Annotated in this window: 1 protein-coding gene; it reads left to right on the top strand. The window is 72.4% G+C overall.

Annotation, left to right across the window (positions count from 1 at the left end; all coding sequences use genetic code 11):
• The first annotated feature begins 25 nt into the window (after positions 1-25).
• Complete coding sequence (locus ACZ7MY_RS12170) at positions 26-23,143, top strand: non-ribosomal peptide synthase/polyketide synthase (protein WP_499601278.1); 23,118 nt, start codon at positions 26-28, stop codon at positions 23,141-23,143.
• Positions 23,144-23,161: the final 18 nt, after the last annotated feature.

Raw genomic sequence — 23,161 nt, 5'->3', positions numbered from 1 at the left:
CCGTCATTTGTCGTAGAGAGCTCCGATGATTCCTCTGTCCTTTGCCCAGCAGCGGTTGTGGTTCCTCGGCGAACTGCAAGGCCCCAACGGGATGTACAACATCCCGATCACCCTGCGGCTTGCCGGCGACCTGAACCACGAGGCCCTGCACACGGCACTGGTGGACCTGATCGAGCGGCACGAGGCGCTGCGCACGCTGATCGCGACGGACGACGGCATCCCCCAGCAGCGGATCCTCACGCCGGAGGAGGCCGGGCTGCGCCTGCCGGTGATCGAGGTGACGGAGGACGAGATCGCGCCGGTGGTGGCCGAGGAGTCCGCCCGCCCGTTCGACCTCTCCCGCGAGATCCCCCTGCGGGCATGTCTACTCGCGGTGGCGCCGCGGGACCACGTGCTGGTCCTGGTGGCCCATCACATCGCCAGCGACGGATGGTCCCTGGCGCCTCTGGCGCGGGACGTCTCGGCGGCGTACACCGCCCGGGTCGGCGGCCGGGCCCCCGACTGGGAGCCGCTGCCGGTCCAGTACGCCGACTACGCGCTCTGGCAGCGTGACCTCCTCGGCGGCGAGGACGATCCGGCGAGCTTCCTGAACGGGGAACTGGCGTACTGGCGGGAGGCCCTGGCCGATCTGCCGGAGGAACTGCCCCTGCCGTTCGACCGTCCGCGACCGTCCGTGCCGAGCCACCGCGACGACAGCGCTGACCTCGACATCACCGCCGACCTGCACCGGCGGATCGCCGCCCTGGCCCGGGCCGAGGGCGTCACCATGTTCGCGGTGCTCCATGCCGCGCTCGCCACCACGCTCTCCCGTCTCGGCGCCGGCACCGACATCCCCATCGGCACTCCGGTGGCCGGGCGTACCGAAGTCGATCTGAACGAGCTCATCGGCTTCTTCGTGAACACCCTGGTGATCCGGGGCGACCTGTCGGGACGCCCGTCGTTCCGTGACGTTCTGGCCCGGGTGCACGAGCGGAACCTGGACGCGCTCACCCATCAGGAACTGCCCTTCGAGCGGCTGGTGGAGGACCTCGCGCCCGCCCGGTCGCTGGCGCGTCAGCCGTTGTTCCAGGTCATGCTGGCGTTGCAGGACAACGTCGAACCGGTCCTAGCGCTGCCCGGCCTCGACGTCACCGTGCTCGTGAGCCGGGAGGCGCCCGCCAGGGCCGATCTCGCCGTCTCCATCAGGGAGACCTTCGGCCCGGGCGGCGTCCCGGCCGGTCTCAGGGGCGGGATCGGCTACGCGGCGGACCTGTTCGACCACGGCACCGTGGAGGCGCTGGCCGAGCGGCTCGTCCGGGTGCTCGACGCGGTGACCGCCGACCCGGCGCGGCCCGTCGACTCCATCGACCTGCTCGGCGACGACGAACGCCGGCAGGTCCTGGCCGGATGGAACGACACCGCGCACGAGGTCCCGGCGGCGACGCTGCCCGAACTGTTCGAGGCGCAGGTGGTCCGCACCCCCGACGCGACGGCGGTGGTGTTCGAGGACGTCGAGGTGTCGTACGCCGTCCTCAACGCCCGCGCCAACCGCCTCGCGCGCCACCTGGCCGCCCACGGCGTCGGCCCGGAAAGCCTCGTCGGGGTGCATCTCGAACGCTCCGCCGATCTGGTCGCCACCCTCCTGGCGGTGGTGAAGGCCGGCGGCGCCTACCTCCCGATCGACCCCGACCACCCCGCCGACCGGATAGCCCACCTGCTCTCCGACGCCCGGCCCGCCGTCGTCGTCACCACCGGCGCGCTCCACCCGCGTCTTCCCGACGGTGGGGAAGTGCGGCACCTCGTCCTGGACGACCCCGACACGGCGCTCGCCCTCGACGGCCTGTCCCCGGCCGACCTGGGCGACGGTGACCGCGACGGTGTGCTGCTGCCCGCGCACCCGGCGTACGTGATCTACACCTCCGGCTCCACAGGGCGGCCCAAGGGGGTCGCCGTACCGCACCGAGGCGTGGTCAACCGGCTGGAGTGGATGCAGCACCAGTACCCGATCGGGGCCGCGGACCGGGTGCTGCAGAAGACCCCGTTCGGATTCGACGTGTCCGTCTGGGAGTTCTTCTGGCCCCTCCTCCAGGGTGCCGTCCTGGTCGTGGCCCGCCCCGGCGGGCACCGTGACCCGGGCTACCTGGCCGGCCTCATCCGGGCGCGGCAGGTCACCGTGACCCATTTCGTGCCGTCCATGCTGAAGGCCTTCCTCACCGAACCCTCGGCGTCCGACTGCACCACCCTGCGCGCGGTCCTCTGCAGCGGCGAGGCCCTCACCCCCGACCTGCGCGACCAGTTCCTCCGCACGCTGGACGCTCCACTGCACAACCTCTACGGCCCCACCGAGGCGTCCATCGACGTCACGCACGCCTCGCACCTCACCGCCGACGACCCGACCGTCCCCATCGGCCGGCCGGTGTGGAACACCCACACCTACGTCCTCGACGCCTCCTTGCGGCCCGTTCCGCCCGGCGTCCCCGGCGAGTTGTACCTCGCCGGCGCCCAGCTCGCCCGCGGCTACCTCCGGCGCCCCGGCCTCACCGCGGAGCGCTTCGTCGCCAACCCGTACGGTCAGCCCGGCGAGCGGATGTACCGCACCGGCGACCTCGTGCGCTGGACCGCGGACGGTCAGCTGGAGTACCTCGGCCGCACCGATGACCAGGTCAAGATCCGCGGCTTCCGCATCGAACTCGGCGAGGTGGAGGCCGCCGTGGCCGCCCACCCGGCCGTCGCCCAGGCCGCCGTCGTCGTCCGCGAGGACCAGCCCGGCGACAAGCGCCTCATCGGCTACGTCGTCCCGAAGACGGACGTCGACGGCGCCGACGTCCGCGCCCACGTCGGCGGCCTGCTGCCCGCCTCCATGGTGCCCTCGGCCGTGGTCGTCCTGGACGCCCTCCCTGTCACGGTGAACGGCAAGCTGGACCGCAGGGCCCTGCCGGCCCCCGAGTACACCTCCGGGCACGCCGGCCGAGGGCCGCGCACCCCCCGCGAGGAGATCCTCTGCGAAGCCTTCGCCGAGATCCTCGGCCGGCCGCACGTCGGGGTCGACGACAACTTCTTCGACCTCGGCGGCCACTCGCTGCTGGCGGTGACGCTGGTGGAGCGGCTGCGTGCCCGTGGTCTGTCGATCGACGTACGGTCCCTGTTCACCACGCCCACCGTGGCCGGTCTGGCGGCGACCACCGGCCGGACCGAGGTGGAGGTGCCCGCGAACCGCATCCCGGCCGGTGCGCAGGTGATCACGCCGGACATGCTTCCGCTGGTCGACCTGGACGTCGGGCACATCGCGGAGATCACCGCCCGCATCCCCGGCGGCGCCGCGAATGTGCTGGACGTGTACCCGCTCGCCCCGCTGCAGGAGGGCATCCTCTTCCACCACCTCATGGGCGGCGGGACCGCGGATGAGGACGTGTACGTCCTGCCCACCGTCCTCCGCTTCGACTCCCGTGGCAGGCTCGACGCGTTCGTGGCCGCCCTGCGAAAGGTGGTGGACCGGCACGACAACCTGCGAACGGCCGTCCTGTGGGAAGGGCTCCCCGAACCGGTGCAGGTGGTGCTCCGGCACGCCGAGCTGCCGGTGGACGAAGTCGCGCTGACCGGCGACGGCGATGCCCCGGCCGACGACCACGACTGGGTCGGCCGGCTGCTGGCCGCGTGCCAAGCGTCCATGACCGTCAGCAGTGCCCCTCTGATCCGTGTGCACGTGGCCGCGCAGCCGGGCGGCGATCAGTGGCTCGCGCTGGTGCAGGTCCACCACCTGATCCAGGACCACACCGCGCTCGACGTCATCCTGGGCGAGGTGCACGCGTTCATCGAGGGGCGCGACGACGAACTGCCCGCGCCCGCGCCGTACCGCGACGTCGTCGCCCAGGCACGGGGCCAGGTGTCCCGGCAGGAGCACGAGGCGTACTTCGGCCGCCTGCTCGGCGACGTCACCGAGCCGACCGCCCCGTTCGGGCTGGTGGACGTCCACGGGGACGGCACGGGGGCCACCGAGTCCACCGCCCGGATGGATCCGCGACTCGCGGGGCGGCTCCGGGAGCAGGCACGTCGCCTCGGTGTGAGCCCGGCGACGCTGTTCCACGTCATCTGGGCCCGTGTGCTGGCGGCGACCTCGGGCCGCGACGACGTGGTCTTCGGGACCATCCTGTTCGGCCGCATGGGCACGGGTGCCGAGCGGGTCGTGGGCCTGTTCATCAACACGCTCCCGGTCCGTGTCCGCACCGGAGGCGCGGGCACGCGCGACGTCGTACGCGCCGTGCAGGCGCAGCTGGCCGAGTTGCTGTTGCACGAGCACGCACCGCTTGCGCTGGCGCAGCGGACGAGCGGCATCCGCGGGGACGCCCCGCTGTTCACCTCGCTCCTGAACTACCGCCACAGCAGGACGGATTCCGAGCAGGCGCGTGACGGGCTCCCGGGCATGGACGTGCTGTTCATGCAGGAGCGGACGAACTACCCCGTCGGCATGATCGTCGACGACACGGGGGACGAGTTCGTGCTCACCGCCCAGGTCGTCGCGCCCGGGTCGCCGGACGTCCTGTGCGCCATGATGGAGACCGTCGGCGAAGGGGTGGTCGCCGCGCTGGAAACGGCGCCGGACGCGCCGCTCGGCGCCATCGAGGTGCTGGGTGCCGATGAGCGCCGGCGTGTCCTGGTGGAGTGGAACGACACGGCGCGGGACGTGCCGGCGGTGACGCTGCCCGGGCTTTTCGAGGCGCAGGCCGCTCGTACGCCGGACGCGACCGCGGTCGTCTTCGGCGACACCGAACTCACCTACGCCGACCTCAACGCACGCGCCAACCGGTTCGCCCGTCACCTGGCCGAGCGTGGCGCCGGACCGGAACGACTGGTCGCCGTGGCACTGCCCCGATCCGTCGACCTCGTCGTCGCCCTCCTGGCCGTGACCAAGGCCGGCGCCGCCTACCTGCCCGTCGACCCCGCCTACCCCGCCGAGCGCATCGCCTACCTGCTCGCCGACGCCCGGCCCGCACTGGTCATCACCAGTGAGGCAACGCAGGTCAAGCTGCCCGCAGCCGAGGCCGCGCAACTGGACCTGGACGAGGTCCACTTGGGGCAATCACTGGCGGCCCTCCCCGACCACGACCTCACGGACGCCGAACGGCGCCGCCCCCTGCTGGTCGCGCACCCCGCCTACGTCATCTACACCTCGGGCTCCACCGGCCGCCCCAAGGGCGTCGCCGTCACCCACCACGGCCTGGCCGGCCTGGTCACCGCACAGGCGGAGAAGTTCGCCATCACACCCGCCAGCCGCGTCCTGCAATTCGCCTCACCCAGCTTCGACGCCGCCATCGCCGAGATCGCCGTCACCCTCGGCAGCGGAGCCTGCCTCGTCCTCGCCGCCAAGGACGACCTCGTCCCGGGCCCGGCGCTGACCCGTCTGGTCAACGGCCGGAACGTCACCCACGCCACCCTCCCCCCGGCCGTCCTCCCCCACCTCGATCCCCGCGAACTCCCCCACCTCACCACCCTCATCACCGCGGGCGAGGCCCTCCCCGCGCACCAGGTCGCCCCCTGGGCGTCCGGCCGCACCCTCGTCAACGCCTACGGGCCCACCGAAACCACGGTCTGCGCCACCCTCGCCCGGCTGACCCCGCCGACCGGCGTCCACATCGGCACCCCCCTCACCAACACCCGCGTGTTCGTGCTCGACGCGGCGCTTCGCCCGGCGCCGATCGGCGTGCCCGGAGAGCTGTACGTCTCCGGAGCCGGCCTGGCCCGGGGATATGTCAACCGGCCCGGGCTGACCGCCGAGCGCTTCGTCGCCAACCCCTACGGCACGCCCGGCGAGCGGATGTACCGCACCGGCGACCTCGCCCGCTGGAACACCGACGGGCAGCTGGAGTACCTCGGCCGCACCGACCACCAGGTCAAGATCCGCGGGTTCCGCATCGAACCCGGAGAGGTCGAGGCCGCCCTGGCCTCCCACCCCGCCGTCACCCAGGCCGCAGTCATCGTCCGCGAGGACCAGCCCGGTGACAAGCGCCTCGTCGGCTACGTCGTCCCAAGGGCCGACATCGACGGCACCGAGGTCCGCACCCACGTCGGCGGCCTGCTGCCCGACTACATGGTGCCCTCGGCCGTGGTCGTCCTGGACGCCCTCCCGCTCAGCGTGAACGGCAAGCTGGACCGCAAGGCCCTGCCCGCGCCCGCGTACGCGACAACCGAGGAGGGCCGCGAACCGCGAACCCCGCAGGAACAGCTCCTGTGCGAGATGTTCGCCGACGTCCTCGGCCTGCCGAAGGTCGGGGTGGACGACAACTTCTTCGCACTCGGCGGGCACTCGCTGCTCGCGACGCAGCTGGTCGGCCGGGTCCGCTCCGCCCTCGGGACGGAACTCCCGATCCGGGCCCTGTTCGAGACCCCCACCGTCGCCGGACTCGCCGGCCGTCTGGCCGAAGCCGGGACGGCCCGGCGCAGGCTGACCGCCAGGGCGCGCCCCGAGGTCGTCCCGCTGTCGTTCGCCCAGCAACGGCTGTGGTTCCTCAGCGAACTCGACGGCCCCTCCGGGCTGTACAACATCCCCGTCGCCCTCCGGCTGACCGGCGACCTCGACCACGAGGCCCTTCGTGCCGCCGTGCACGACGTCGTCGCCCGGCACGAAGTCCTGCGCACCGTCTTCCCCAACGTCGACGGCTCGCCCAGCCAGCGCGTCCTCGGCCACGATGCGATCGACCTCCAACTGCCCGTGATCGACGTACCCGAGGGTGGGATCGCCCAGGCCATCAGCGAGGAAGCCGCCCGCGCCTTCGACCTCGGGCGCGAGATCCCGCTGCGGGCACGGCTGTTCGCGGTGGCGCCGCAGGACCACGTCCTGGTGGTGGTCGTCCATCACATCGCCGGCGACGGCTGGTCACTGGCACCGCTGGCGCGGGACATCTCCACCGCGTACGCCGCCCGGGTCGACAACCGGGTCCCCGCTTGGGAGCCCCTGCCGGTCCAGTACGCCGACTACACCCTCTGGCAGCGCGACCTCATCGGGGGCGAGGACGACCCCGCGAGCCTGCACAGCACGCAGCTGGCCCACTGGCGTGAGGCCCTCGCCGGCCTGCCGGAAGAGCTGAACCTGCCCGCCGACCGCCCCCGGCCGCCGGTGGCGTCCCACCGCGGCGCCACGGCCGCCGTCCGCATCGACGCGGACCTGCACGGACGGCTGACCGCGCTGGCCCGCGCGGAGGGCGTCACGACGTTCATGGTGCTCAACGCCGCGCTGGCCACCCTCCTGAGCCGCCTCGGCGCGGGCACCGACATCCCCATCGGCACCCCCGTCGCCGGACGGACCGACGAGAGCCTGCACGACCTCGTCGGGTTCTTCGTGAACACCCTGGTGATCCGTACCGACGTGTCGCGCGCCCCCTCCTTCCGGGAGCTGCTGCGGCGCGTCCGCGAGCAGAGCGTGGGCGCCCTCGCCCACCAGGACGTGCCGTTCGAACGGCTGGTGGAGGACCTGGCGCCCGCCCGGTCCATGGCACGGCACCCCCTGTTCCAGGTCATGCTGGCCCTGCAGAACACCGCCGACCCGGCACTCGACCTGCCCGGCCTGGACAGCCGTCTGCTGAGCAACGGGGACCTGCCCGCCAAGTTCGACCTCGACCTCCAGCTCCGCGAGACCCATGCCGACGGCCGGCCCGCGGGCCTGTCCGGCACCCTCACCTACGCGACCGACCTGTACGACCACGCCACCGTGGGGACGCTCGGCGAGCGGTTCATCCGGGTGCTCGACGCCGTGACCACGGACCCCGCGCTGCCGGTCACCCGCGTCGACCTCCTCGGTGACGTCGAGCGCAAGCAGCTGCTCACCGAATGGAACGACACCGGCCGCGAGGCGCCGCAGGCCACCCTGGCGGAGCTGTTCGAGGCCCAGGTGGCCCGCCGGCAGGATGCCACGGCGGTCGAGTTCGACGGCGTCACGTTGTCCTACGCGGAGCTGAACGCACGGGCGAACCGTCTGGCGCGGCTCCTGGTCTCCCGGGGCGTCAGGCCGCAGGACCGGGTGGCGGTGATGATGGACCGCTCGGCCGATCTGGTGGTCGCGCTGCTGGCGGCGGTCAAGGCGGGGGCGGCCTACGTCCCGATCGACCCGGCATATCCGGTCGACCGGATCACCTTCATGCTGGCCGACGCCGGGCCGTCCCTGCTGGTCACGCAGCAGGCCCAGGACCGTGCGGACATCCCCGGGGAGCATGTGGTGGTGGACGATCCCGCCACGGCCTCCGCGCTGGAGGAGCTCGGTGGGGAGGACCTGTCGGACGCGGAGCGCGGCGGGCGCCTGCTGTCCGTCCACCCGGCGTACGTGATCTACACCTCCGGGTCGACGGGGCGCCCCAAGGGGGTGCTCGTCGCGCAGCAGGCGGTCGTCCGCCTCGTCCGGCAGGCGAACTACGTCGCATTGGGCACGGACGACGTCGTCGCCCAGGCGTCGTCGGTGTCGTTCGACGCGGCCACGTTCGAGATCTGGGGTGCGCTGGTCAACGGCGCGACGCTGGTCGGCGTCGACCGGGAGGTGCTGCTGGCGCCCGAACGGCTCACCGCGCAGATCGAACGCGACGGGATCACCGCGATGTTCGTCACCACCGCGCTCTTCAACCGCCTGGTGGCGGAGTCGCCCGAAGGACTCGGACGCCTGCGGCACCTGCTGTTCGGCGGCGAGGCGGTCGACCCCTCGAGCGTGCGGCGGCTCCTGGAGCTCGGCGCGCCGAAGCGCCTGCTGCACGTGTACGGGCCGACGGAGACGACGACGTTCGCGACCTGGCAGCCGGTGGAACGCGTCGATGGCGGTTCCGTGCCGATCGGCGGACCGGTCTCCGGCAGCCGGCTGTACGTCCTGGACGGCGCCCTGCGGCCGGTGCCGCCGGGGGTGGCCGGGGAGTTGTACGTGTCCGGGGCCGGGCTGGCCCAGGGGTACGTCAACCGGCCGGAGCTGACCGCGGAGCGCTTCGTCGCCAGCCCCTACGACGGGCCCGGCGAGCGGATGTACCGCACCGGGGACCTGGTCCGCTGGAACGCCGACGGAGAGCTGGAGTACCTCGCCCGCACCGACCACCAGGTCAAGATCCGCGGCTTCCGCATCGAGCTCGGCGAGGTCGAAACCGTCCTGACCTCCCACCCGGCCGTCGCCCACGCCGCCGTGGTCGTCCGCGAGGACCACCCCGGCGACAAGCGCCTCGTCGGCTACGTGGTCCCGAAGACCGCCGTCGACGGCGGGGAGGTCCGGGAGTACGTGTCCCGGCTGCTGCCCGACTACATGGTGCCCTCGGCCGTGGTGGTCCTCGACGCGCTCCCGCTCACGGTGAACGGCAAGCTGGACCGCAAGGCCCTGCCCGCCCCCGACCACACCGCCACGAGCACGGGACGCGAACCCCGCACCCTCCAGGAACAGCTGCTCAGCCAGGCGTTCGCCGACGTCCTCGGCCTCCCGCACGTCGGCGTTGACGACAACTTCTTCGACCTCGGCGGCCACTCCCTCCTCGCGACGCGCCTGGTCAGCCGTATCCGCGCCGCCCTCGGGACCGAGATCCCGATCCGGGCCCTGTTCGAGACCCCCACCGTGGCCGGACTCGCGCAGCGCGTGACGGACTCCGGGACGGCACGTCAGAGGCTCACCGCCGGACCGCGCCCCGCGACGGTGCCGCTGTCCTTCGCCCAGCAACGCCTGTGGTTCCTCGGCGAACTCGAAGGACCCTCCGGGCTCTACAACATCCCCATCGCCCTCCGTCTCACGGGCGACCTCGACCACGACGCCCTGCGGGCCGCCCTCACCGACGTCATCGCCCGGCACGAAGCTCTCCGTACCGTCTTCCCGAGCGTCGACGGCACGCCGGAGCAGCACATCCTCGGCCCGGACGCGATCGAACTCCCGCTGACCACGGCCGAGGTGCCGGAAGGCGAGCTGGAGCGGGCGGTGGCCGAGGAGTCCCACCGCGCCTTCGACCTCGCCCGTGACATCCCGGTGCGGGCACGGCTGTTCACGGTGGCGCCGCAGGACCACGTCCTGCTCCTGGTCCTGCACCACGTCGCCGGCGACGGCTGGTCGCTCGCCCCGCTGGCACGGGACATCTCCACAGCGTACGCGGCCCGCTCGGGCGGCCACGCCCCCACCTGGGAACCGCTCCCGGTCCAGTACGCCGACTACACCCTCTGGCAGCGCCGGCTCCTCGGTGACCCCGACGACCCCGGGAGCCTGCACAGCGCGCAACTCGCCTACTGGCGCGATGCACTGGCCGGTCTGCCGGAGGAGCTCGCCCTGCCCGGCGACCGCCCCCGGCCCCCCGTGGCCACCCACCGCGGCGGCACCGCGCACCTGCGCATCGACGCCGACCTGCATCAGCGGCTCGGCGCCCTAACCCGTGCCGAAGGCGTCACCATGTTCATGGTGCTCAACGCCGCACTGGCGACCCTGCTGTCCCGCCTCGGCGCGGGCACCGACATCCCGATCGGTACGTCGGTGGCCGGCCGCACCGACGAGAGCCTGGACGAGCTCGTCGGGTTCTTCGTGAACACCCTGGTTCTCCGTACCGACGTGTCGGGCGACCCGTCCTTCCGGGAGATGCTGCGCCGCGTCCGCGAGCAGAACCTGGGTGCCCTCGCCCGCCAGGACGTGCCGTTCGAACGGCTGGTGGAAGACCTCGCCCCCGCCCGGTCCATGGCCCGCCACCCGCTGTTCCAGGTCATGCTGGGCCTGCAGAACACCGCCGCACCCGTCCTCGACCTGCCGGGGCTGGGTACCGCCCCGCTGCCGGCCGGCGAGCAGCCGGCCAAGTTCGACCTCGACGTCCAGCTCCAGGAGACCTTCGCTCCCCACGGCGGGCCGAACGGCCTGACCGGCGTCATCACCTACGCGGCCGATCTGTTCGACCACAGCACGGTCGTCACACTCGTCGAGCGGCTCGTCCGGCTCCTCGACGCCGTGGCCGCCGACGCCGAGCGGCCCGTCACCGGCATCGACCTGCTCAGTGCGGCCGAACGCCGCCAGGTGCTCGTGGAGTGGAACGACACGGCACACGAGGTGCCGGCGTCCACGCTGCCGGAGCTGTTCCAGGCGCAGGTGGCCCGCACCCCGGACGCCACCGCCATGGTGTTCGAGGACACCGAGGTGTCGTACGCCGACCTCAACGCGCGCGCCAACCGGCTCGCCCGCCTCCTGGCCGCACAAGGCGCCGGACCGGAACACCTCGTCGCGCTGGCGCTCCCCCGCTCGACCGACCTCATCGTCGCACTGCTTGCCGTACTGAAGACGGGCGCCGCCTACCTGCCCGTCGACCCCGACCACCCCGCCGACCGCATCGCCCACCTGCTCACCGACGCACGTCCGGCGCTCCTGGTCACCACGCGAGCCGTCGACCCGCAGGGGATCGTCCCCCGCGTCGTCCTCGACGACCCGGACACGGCTACCGCCCTCGACGGCCTGCCCGCTGGCGACCTCGACGACGCCGAGCGGCACGGCCCGCTGCGGCCCGCGCACCCGGCGTACGTCATCTACACCTCCGGCTCCACCGGACGGCCGAAGGGCGTGACCATCACCCACCAGGGCGTTGTCAACTACATCGCCCGCACCTGGGACGCCTATCCGCACCTCGGCGGAAGCACCCTGCTGCACGCGTCCATCGCCTTCGACCTCGGCGTCACGGCCCTGTACGGCGCGCTCACCAGCGGCGGACGACTCCACATCGCCACCTGGGACGAGACGCTCCCCGCCACCCTCGCCGGCCACGAGATCACCTTCCTCAAGGCCACCCCCAGCCACCTGGCGTTCCTCCAGACCCTCCCCGGCGACTGGGCGCCCACCGGGCAGCTCATGCTCGGCGGCGAACCGCTGCGCTCGGCGCAACTCCAGCAGTGGCACCGGGACCACCCGGACGTGCCCGTCGTCAACCACTACGGACCGACCGAGACCACCGTCGGCTGCACCGACCACCCCGTGGACCTCGCCGCCGGCGACGCCGGCCGGGGAATCACGGCCATCGGCCGCCCGATGTGGAACACCCGGACCTACGTGCTCGACGCGGCCCTGCGGCCGGTTCCCCCCGGCGTCCCCGGCGAGCTGTACGTCGCCGGCGCCCAGCTCGCCCGCGGATACCTGCACCGCCCCGCGCTCACCGCCGAGCGCTTCGTCGCCAACCCCTACGGCACGCCCGGCGAGCGCATGTACCGCACCGGCGACCTCGCCCGCTGGACCACCGACGGCCGGCTCGAATACCTCGGCCGCGCCGACGACCAGGTCAAGATCCGCGGCTTCCGCATCGAGCCCGGCGAGATCGAGGCCGCCCTCACCTCCCACCCCGCCGTCGCCCAGGCGGCAGTGGTGGTGCGCGAGGACCAACCCGGGGACAAGCGCCTCATCGGCTACGTCGTCGCGGGAACGGACGTGGACGCCGACGGTGTCCGCGCCCACGTCACCGGTCTGCTGCCCGACTACATGGTGCCGTCGGCGGTCGTGGTCCTGGACGCACTGCCGCTCACCTCCAACGGCAAGCTCGACCGCCGCGCGCTCCCCGCGCCCGTGTACGGGACGACCGAGGGAAGCCGGGAGCCGCGGACCCTCCAGGAGCAGCTGCTGTGCCAGGTGTTCGCGGGCATCCTCGGCCTGCCGCACGTCGGTGTGGACGACGACTTCTTCGCGCTCGGCGGCCATTCGCTGCTCGCCGTACGGCTGGTCAGCCGCATCCGCACGGTGCTCGGGGTGGAGGTCCCCATCCGGGCCCTGTTCGAGAGCCCCACGGTCGCCGGACTCGCGACGCGGCTGGGCGACGCGGGCGAGGCACGGCCCCGGGTCACGCCCAGGCCGCGGCCGGACGTCCTACCGCCGTCCTTCGCCCAGACCCGGCTGTGGTTCCTGCGTCAACTGGAGGGCGGGAACGCCAACTACAACATCCCGGTGGTCCTGCGCCTCACGGGCGCCCTGGATGCCGAGGCGATGCGTGACGCCTTGCGCGACGTCCTCGTACGGCACGAAGTGCTGCGGACCGTGTTCCCGGCCCCCGACGGCACACCGCGGCAGTCGGTCCTCGCGAAGGAGTCCGTGGCCTTCGACGTGCCGCTCGTCGACATCGCCGAGGAGGACCTGCGGGACGAGATCGAGCGGGTCTCGCGCTCCGCGTTCGAGCTGCGCACCGACATCCCGCTGCGCGCCCGGCTCCTCAGGCTGCGCCCGCAGGAACACGTGCTGGTGATCGTGGTGCACCACATCGCCGCCGACGCCTGGTCGTTGGGCCCCCTGGCGAGGGACGTGTCGGCCGCCTACGCCGCCCGCTCCGCCGGCCAGGGCCCCACCTGGGCGCCGCTGCCGGTGCAGTACGCCGACTACACCCTCTGGCAGCGCGACCTCCTCGGTGCCCCGGACGACCCCGCGAGCCTGCACAGCGCCCAACTGGCCTACTGGCGGGAGAGGCTGGCCGGGCTGCCGGAAGAACTCGCCCTGCCCGTCGACCGCCCCCGGCCCCGGACGGCCACCCACCGGGGCGGCACCGCAGCCCTGCGCGTCGACGCCGCCCTGCACCAGCGGATGACCGCCCTGGCCCGGGCCGAGGGCGTCACCATGTTCATGGTGCTCAACGCCGCACTGGCGACCCTGTTCTCCCGCCTCGGCGCGGGCACCGACATCCCCATCGGCACCCCCGTCGCCGGACGCACCGACGAGAACCTCGACCAGCTCGTCGGCTTCTTCATCAACACCCTCGTCGTCCGCACCGACCTGTCCGGCGACCCCGGATTCCGCGACGTGCTCCACCGCGTCCGCGACCAGAGCCTGGGCGCCCTCGCCCACCAGGACCTGCCGTTCGAACGCCTGGTGGAGGACCTCGCCCCCGCGCGGTCCACGGGCCGCCACCCGCTCTTCCAGACCATGCTCGTACTCCAGAACGTCGCACCGGCCACGCTCGATGTGCCCGGACTGGACATCGAGAGGATCGAGGTCGGCGACAACCCCGTCTTCGACCTGTCCTTCGTCGTCGCGGAGGCCTTCGACACCGAGGGCGATGCCGCCGGCGTGAACGGGATCGTCACCTACGCCGCCGATCTGTTCGACCAGGCGACCGTCGACGTGCTCGTCGCACGACTCGTCCAGGTACTGGATGCGGCAACGGCCGACCCGGACCTTCCCGTGGGCCGCCTCGAAGTGCTGGGTGCGGATGAGCGCCGGCGGGTCCTGGTGGAGTGGAACGACACGGCGCGGGACGTGCAGGCGGTGACGCTGCCCGAGCTGTTCCAGGCGCAGGCCGCCCGTACGCCGGGGGCCACCGCGGTCGTGTTCGGTGACACCGAACTCACCTACGCCGAACTCAACGCCCGCGCCAACCGCCTCGCCCGCCACCTGGCCGAACATGGCGCCGGACCCGAGCAACTCGTCGCCGTGGCACTGCCCCGTTCCGTCGACCTCGTCGTCGCCCTCCTGGCCGTGACCAAGACCGGGGGCGCCTACCTGCCCATCGACCCGGCCTACCCCGCCGACCGCATCGCCTACCTCCTCACCGACGCAGCGCCCGCACTCGTCATCACCGACGAAGCAACACGGGACAAGCTGCCCGCAGCGGACGTCACGCACCTGACCCTGGACGACACGCAGTTGGGACAGGCCCTGGCTGCCCTCCCCGACCACGACCTGACGGACACCGAGCGACACGGCCCCCTGCTGACCGCCCACCCCGCCTACGTCATCTACACCTCCGGCTCCACCGGGCGCCCCAAGGGCGTCACCGTCACCCACCACGGCCTGGCCAGCCTGGTCACCGCACAGGCGGAGAAGTTCGCCGTCACACCCGCGAGCCACGTCCTGCAATTCGCCTCACCCAGCTTCGACGCCGCCATCGCCGAACTCACCGTCACCCTCGGCAGCGGAGCCTGCCTCGTCCTCGCGGCCCAGGACGACCTGGTGGACGAGCATGCGCTGACCCGCCTCCTCGCCGCCGCCAAGGTGACGCATGTAACCCTGCCACCCGTCATGCTGGCGGGTCTCGCGGCGGACAGCCTGCCCACGGTCACGACGCTGGTGACCGCCGGTGAGGCACTGCGGCCGGATCTGGTCGCCCGATGGGCGGCTGGGCGACGGCTGGTCAACGCGTACGGCCCGACCGAGTCCACGGTCTGCACGACGATGGCGGTGCTGACCGCCGACAGCGCGGTCCCGTACATCGGGGAGCCGATCACCAACACCCGGGTGTTCGTGCTGGATACGGCGCTTCGGCCGGTGCCGGCCGGCGTGGCCGGGGAGCTGTACGTGTCCGGGGCCGGCCTGGCCCGGGGATACCTCGACCGGCCGGCGCTGACCGCGGAGCGGTTCGTCGCCAACCCGTACGGTCAATCCGGCGAGCGGATGTACCGCACCGGCGACCTCGCCCGGTGGACCGCCGACGGGCAGCTGGAGTACCTGGGCCGTACCGACGACCAGGTCAAGGTCCGCGGCTTCCGCATCGAACTCGGCGAGATCGAGGCCGCCTTGGCCGCCCACCCGGCCGTCGCCCAGGCGGCGGTGGTCGTGCGTGAGGACCAGCCCGGCGACAAGCGCCTCGTCGGCTACGTCGTCCCGGGCCCCACCACGGACAGCGCCGAACTGCGCGCCCACGTCGCCGGCCTGCTGCCCGACTACATGGTGCCGGCGGCGATCGTCACACTCGACGCCCTCCCGCTCACCGCGAACCGCAAACTGGACCGCAAGGCCCTGCCCGCCCCCGACTACGCCACCGCTGCCACCGGCCGGGGCCCGGCCAACGCCCAGGAAGAGATCCTGTGCGCGCTGGCCGCCGAAGTACTCGGCCTGCCGTCCGTCGGAATCGACGACAACTTCTTCGAACTCGGCGGCCACTCCCTCCTCGCGACACGCCTGATCAGCCGCATCCGATCGACGTTCGCCGTCGAGCTCCCCATCCGGACCCTGTTCGAGGCACCCACGCTCCGCGAACTCGCGGACCGGCTGACGACCACCAGCGCGTCCCGGCCGCCGCTGCTGCCCGCCGAGCGGCCGGCACTCGTGCCGTTGTCCTTCGCCCAGCAACGCCTGTGGTTCCTGGGCGAACTCGAAGGCCCCTCCCCCACCTACAACATCCCCATGGCCCTGCGGCTGACCGGCGCTCTCGACACCGACGCCCTGCACGCCGCACTCCGCGACGTCGTGGCCCGGCACGAGGTCCTGCGCACCGTGATCACCACCGTCGACGGCCGGCCCCACCAGCGGGTCACGCCTGCCGACGCGGTCGGTGACCTGCTCAGGGTCACCCCGGTGACGGAGGACGCTCTGCGAGCGTGGGTGAGCGAGGCCGCCGGGCACCGGTTCGACCTGGCCACCGACATCCCCGTACGCATGTCGCTGGCCGAGATCGGTCCCGATGCGCATGTGCTGGTCGTGGTCCTCCACCACATCGCGGGCGACGGATGGTCGCTCGGCCCGCTGGCACACGACGTGTCCACCGCCTACACCGCCCGCACCACCGGCACCGCGCCCACCTGGGAGCCCCTGCCCGTCCAGTACGCCGACTACGGCCTCTGGCAGCGCGAACTCCTCGGCGACGCCTCCGACCCCGGCAGCCTCCTGACCGAGCAGCTCGCCCACTGGCGCAACGCACTCGACGGCGTACCCGAAGAACTGGCACTGCCCACCGACCGGCCGCGTCCCCCCGTGGCCACCCATCGCGGCGCCACCGTCGACCTCCACATCGACGCCGACGTCCACCAAGCAGTCGTGGACCTGGCACGCGCCCACGGCGTGACCGTCTTCATGGTCGTCCAGGCGGCACTGGCCACCCTCCTGCACCGCCTCGGCGCCGGCGACGACATCCCCATCGGCACCCCCATCGCCGGACGCACCGACCAGGCACTCGACGACCTCGTCGGATTCTTCGTCAACACCCTCGTCCTGCGCACCGACCTGTCGGACAACCCCGACTTCACGCAGCTCCTCCACCGCACTCGTGAACGCGCACTCAACGCCTACGCCCACCAGGACGTGCCCTTCGAACGCCTGGTGGAAGAGCTCACACCCGCCCGGTCCATGGCACGCCACCCCCTGTTCCAGGTGATGTTCACCCTGCAGAACCTCACACAGGCCACGCTGGAACTGCCCGGCCTGACCATCGAGGCCTGGCCCACCGGCGACAGCCCCGCCAAGTTCGACCTCGACGTCCAGCTCAACGAACACCTCACTGACGACGGCAAGCCCGCCGGCCTCCGCGGCGTGATCACCTACGCCACCGACCTGTTCGACCACCACACCGCCGCCGACCTCGCCGAACGCTTCGCCCGCGTCATGGAATCCGTCACCGCGAATCCGTCGGTGCCGGTCAACCGCGCGGAGGTCATGGACGCCACCGAGCGGGACCGGGTCCTGGTCCGCTGGAACGACACCGCCCGCGACGTTCCCCTCGCGACGCTTCCCGAGCTGTTCCAGGCGCAGGCCGCCCGCACCCCGGACGCGACCGCGGTGGTGTTCGAGGACACCGCACTGTCCTACGCGGAACTCAACACCCGGGCCAACCGGCTCGCCCGCGTTCTCATCGACCGCGGCGTACGGCCGGAGGACATCGTCGCTCTGGCCCTGCCACGGTCGATCGACCTCGTCGTCGCCATCCTGGCGGTGATGAAGGCCGGGGGCGCCTACCTGCCGGTCGATCCGCGCTATCCCGCGGACCGGATCGCCCACATGCTCACCGACGCCCGACCGGCGGTTCTCGTCACCGGACGGGCGACAGAAGGCGAGCTGCCGCCCACCGACGTGGAGCACCTGTCCCTGGAGGACGCGCACCTGCGGGACGACCTGGCAGGCCGACCCGGCCACGACGTGACCGACGCCGAACGCCACGGCCCGCTGCTGCTCGCCCACCCCGCCTACGTCATCTACACCTCCGGCTCGACCGGCACCCCCAAGGGTGTCCTCGTCACCCACCGGGGTGTGCCGAACCTCGCCGCCGACCACATCGAACGCCTCCGGATCGGACCGGGCAGCCGGCTGCTCCAGTTCGCCTCGCCCAGCTTCGACGCCTCGGTGGCCGACATGTGGCCGGCGTGGCTGGCGGGTGCGGCCGTGGTGCTGGCCTCGGCGGACGAGATGTCCCCCGGCGCGCCGTTGGCCCAGCTGGTCGCCCGGCAGCGCGTCACGCACGCGACCCTGCCGCCCGCGACGCTGCCGCTGCTCGCCTCCGCGGGCGGTCTCCCGGAGGGGGTGACGCTGGTGGTCGCCGGTGACGTGTGCCCGCCGGAGACCGCGGAGCGGTGGTCTCGCGACCGGCTCATGTTGAACATCTACGGGCCGACGGAAGCGACGGTCGCCTCCCTGGCCAGCACCCCCCTGTCCGGTGCCGGCGTTCCCCCCATCGGTGCACCCCTGTGGAACATGCGCGCCTACGTGCTGGACTCCGCCCTGAGGCCGGTGCCCCCCGGCGTCGCGGGCGAGTTGTACTTGGCCGGCGTGCAGTTGGCCCGGGGATACGTCAACCGGCCCGCGCTGACCGCAGAACGATTCGTCGCCAACCCCTACGGCACACCCGGCGAGCGGATGTACCGCACCGGCGACCTCGCCCGCTGGAACACCGACGGGCAGCTCGAATACCTCGGCCGCACCGACCACCAGGTCAAGATCCGCGGCTTCCGCATCGAACTCGGCGAAGTCGAGGCCGCCTTGGCCGCCTACCCGGCCGTCGCCCAGGCCGCAGTCATCGTCCGCGAGGACCAGCCAGGCGACAAGCGCCTCGTCGGCTACGTCGTCGCGGACGCCGAGACGGACGGCGCCGAACTGCGCGCCCACGTCGCCGGACTGCTGCCCGACTACATGGTGCCCGCGGCCGTGGTCGTCCTCGACGCGCTCCCGCTCACCGCGAACCGCAAACTGGACCGGAAGGCACTCCCGGCTCCCGACTTCGGTGCCGGTTCCTCCGGCCGGGCTCCGGCGAACGTCCGGGAGGAGATCCTGTGCGCTGTCTTCGCCGACGTGCTCAACCTGCCCCGGGTCGGGGTCGACGACAACTTCTTCGAGCTCGGCGGGCACTCCCTCCTCGCGGTGACGCTGGTGGAGCGGGCGCGCGAGCGGGGCATCGCCGTGGACGTCCGCTCGCTGTTCGTCAGCCCGACGGTGGCGGCACTGGCCGCGGCCGTCGAACGGACGAGCGGACAGGTGGCCGTCCCGCCGAACGGCATACCCGACGGCGCCACAGCGATCGCGCCGGGGATGGTGACGCTGATCGACCTCGCCGGTGAGGAGATCGACCGGATCGTCGCCGCCGTTCCCGGAGGGGCGGCCAACATCGCCGACATCTACCCGCTGGCCCCGCTGCAGGAGGGCATCTTCTTCCACTCCCTGATGGAGAGCGACAACAACAGCGACCCCTACGTCCTGCCGATCGCGCTGCGCTTCGATTCCCGGGTACGGGTGGACGCGTTCCTCGCCGCGGTGCAGCGCGTGGTCGACCGGCACGACATCCTGCGCACCTCCTTCGTCTGGGAGGGTCTGCGCGAGCCGGTCCAGGTGGTGGCGCGCCGGGCGACACTCCCCGTGCGGGAGGTGGACCTCGCCGCAGAGCCCGGCCATGGCGGCGCGGACCCGGCGGAACGGCTCCTCGCGGCCTGCCCGCCGAGCATGGACCTCTCCCAGGGCCCGTTGCTGCGCGCCCATGTGGCCCGGCGGCCGGGCGGGGACCACTGGACGGTGGTCCTCCAGGTCCATCACCTGATCCAGGACCACACCGCGCTGGACGTGGTCATGGGTGAGGTGGCCGCGTTCCTCGACGGGCGGCAGGACACCCTGCCCGATCCGCTGCCGTTCCGGGAGTTCGTCGGGCAGGCCAGGCTGGGCGCGTCCACCCGGGAGCACGAGGCGTTCTTCGCGGCGCTGCTCGGCGACGTGAGCGAGCCCACCGCTCCGTACGGCCTGCTCGACGTGTTCGGGGACGGCCGTGACGTGACCGAGGCGCGCACGCCCCTGGACGCGGGCCTCGCGGTGCGCCTGCGGGAGCAGGCGCGGAGCCTGGGTATCAGCCCGGCGACGCTGTTCCACGTCGCCTGGGCGCGCGTCGTGTCGGCCACGTCCGGCCGTGACGACGTGGTGTTCGGCACAGTGCTGTTCGGCCGGATGAACGCCGGAACGGGCTCGGACCGGGTGCCGGGACTGTTCATGAACACCCTTCCCGTCCGGATGGACGCGAGTGCCGGGGGCGTGCTGGAGGCGGTGCAAGGGATGCAGCGGCAGCTCGCGGAGCTGCTGGTGCACGAGCACGCCCCGCTGGCGGTGGCGCAGCAGGCCAGCAAGGTGCCTGCCCAGACGCCGTTGTTCACTTCGCTGTTCAACTACCGCCACAGCGAGGCTGCCGCCGCCGGCTCCGGGCTTGACGGTGTCGCTCTGCTCCAAGCGCGCGAGCGCACCAACTTCCCCGTCGCCGTCAGCATCGACGACACCGGTGAGGGCTTCGTCGTGAAGGCCCAGGCCGTGTCCCTGATCGACCCGGGCGCCCTTGCCTCGATGGTGACCACGGCGGCGGAAGCCATCGTGTCGGCACTGGAGACGGCACCGTCGACCGCGCTCGCCCAGGTCGGGGTGCTGGAAACCGGCGAGCGGGAGCGGATCCTGACCGAGTGGAACGACACCGCGCGTGCCGTTCCTCCGGCGACGCTCCCCGAGCTGTTCCAGGCCCAGGCGGCCCGCACCCCGGACGCGGCCGCGGTGGTGTTCGAGGACACCGCGCTGTCCTATGCGGAGCTGAACGCGGCGGCCAACCGGCTGGCCAGGTTGCTGGCGGCGCATGGTGCGGGCCCGGAGCAGCGGGTAGCGGTCATGATGGACCGCTCCGCGGATCTTGCCGTCACGCTGCTCGCCGTCCTCAAGTCCGGCGCCGCGTATGTGCCGATCGACCCGGAGTACCCGGCGGAGCGCGTGGCCTACGTGCTGGGCGACGCCTCACCGGCGCTGGTGGTGACCACCCGCCAGTTCGAGGGCGCACTGCCGGAGGGCGTGGCGCGGGTGGTGCTGGACAACCCCGCGACCGATCTGGAGTCGCAGGTCGACACCGACCCCGACCAGATGCCGCTGCCGCCCCACCCCGCCTACGTCATCTACACCTCAGGCTCCACCGGACGCCCCAAGGGCGTCACCGTCCCGCACGCAGGTGTGGTCAACCGACTCACCTGGATGCAGCACACCTACCGGCTCACCCCCAACGACAGGGTCGTGCAGAAGACCCCCTTCGGCTTCGACGTATCCGTCTGGGAGTTCTTCTGGCCCCTCCTGGAAGGCGCCACCCTCGTCGTGGCCCGCCCCGGCGGCCACCGCGACCCCGACTACCTCGCCGACCTCATCCGGCGCCAGCATGTCACCATCGCCCACTTCGTCCCGTCGATGCTCCAGGTCTTCGCCGCCGAACCCACGGCCCGCGAGTGCACATCTCTGCGCGCCGTGGTCTGCAGCGGCGAGGCGCTGTCAGCCTCGTTGCGCGACCAGTTCCACGCCGTGCTGCCGATCCCGCTGCACAACCTCTACGGCCCGACCGAAGCGTCCATCGACGTCACCGCCCACACCTGCGAACCCCACACCAACAGCGTCGTACCGATCGGACGCCCGGTCTGGAACACCCAGACCTACGTCCTGGACGCCGCACTCCAGCCCGTACCCCCCGGCGTCGCCGGCGAGCTCTACCTCGCGGGCGTCCAGCTGGCCCGGGGCTATCTCGACCGGCCCGGCCTGACGGCCGAACGCTTCGTCGCCAACCCCCACAGCCAGCACGGCGCACGCATGTACCGCACCGGCGACCTCGCCCGCTGGAACACCGACGGACAGCTCGAGTACCTCGGCCGCACCGACCACCAGGTCAAGATCCGCGGCTTCCGCATCGAACTCGGCGAAATAGAAACCGCACTCCTCACCCACCCCGCCGTCGCCCACGCCACCGTCATCGTCCGCGAGGACCAACCCGGCGACCGACGCCTCACCGCCTACATCGTGCCGGCAGGCGGTACGGACGGAGACGTGGACACCGCGGAAGTCCGCGCCGGCCTGTCAGCCGTGTTGCCGGACTACATGGTCCCCTCCGCGATCGTCGTCCTGGACGCGCTGCCGTTGACCGTGAACGGCAAACTCGACCGCGCGGCGCTGCCGGCCCCGGACCACACCACCGGACACACGAGCCGGCAGCCGCGCACCGCCGAAGAACACCTGCTCCGCGAGATGTTCGCCGACGTCCTCGGTGTTCCCGTGGCCGGGGTGGATGACAACTTCTTCGAACTCGGCGGGCACTCGCTCCTCGCCGTGCGGCTGCTGGGCGAGATCCGCAACACCACCGGCGCGCACCTCTCACTGGTGAGCGTGTTCCAGAACCCGACCGTGGCGGGCCTGGCATCGCTGCTCGGCGCCAGCAGCGGCACCGGCACCGGCACCGGCACCGAGGAGGACCTCTTCCAGCCGGTGGTCGCGCTCCGCGGGTACGGGGACCGGCCGCCATTGTTCTGCCTGCCGCCCGCCAGCGGTTTCGGCCTGCCCTACATCGGCCTGGTGCGTCACCTGGACGCCGGCCGACCCGTGTACGGACTGCAGGCTCCGGGCGTCAGCAACACGCGGACGCCCCCGTCCGACCTCGACGCGCTGGTCACCTGGTACGTCGACCACATCACGGGCGTCCAGCCGAGCGGCCCCTACCACCTGCTCGGCTGGTCCATGGGCGGCAACCTCGCGCACGCCGTCGCGGTACGGCTCCAGCAGGCCGGGCAGGAGGTGGCCCTGCTGGCCATGATGGACGCCTACCCGCCGGACACCGACGCCGTCCATGGAGAGGCCGACGACCACACCGTCCTGGTCCAGCTCCTGCACGCCCTGGGGCTCACGGTGGACACCGCGGGACAACCGCTCACCGTGCCCGGGGCACTGGAGATCATCAAGGAGGAGATGGCCGACCTGCGGGAGCTGACCGAGGACCACGTCCGAGGGGTCGTGCGGAACACCCGGGACAACTGGCGGATGGTCCGGCGCGCCACGCCGGGACACTTCACCGGAGACGTCCTCCACTTCCCCGCGACCGGTACCGGGTACCCGCAGGAGGAAGTCATCCGGCGGTGGGCGCCCTACGTCGACGGGAGCCTGCACATCCATCCTGTCGCCGCCTCGCACAACGACATGACCAGGCCCGGGCCCCTGCTTCAGGTGGGGGCCGTACTGGCCGCCGTCCTGACGGGGCGTTCGAAGTGACATCCGGGGCCCACGCGC

The sequence above is a fragment of the Streptomyces sp. NPDC111520 genome (genome assembly GCF_055635295.1).
The sequence above is the reverse complement of the archived record's forward strand: the minus strand, read 5'-3'. Positions and strand labels throughout refer to the sequence as shown.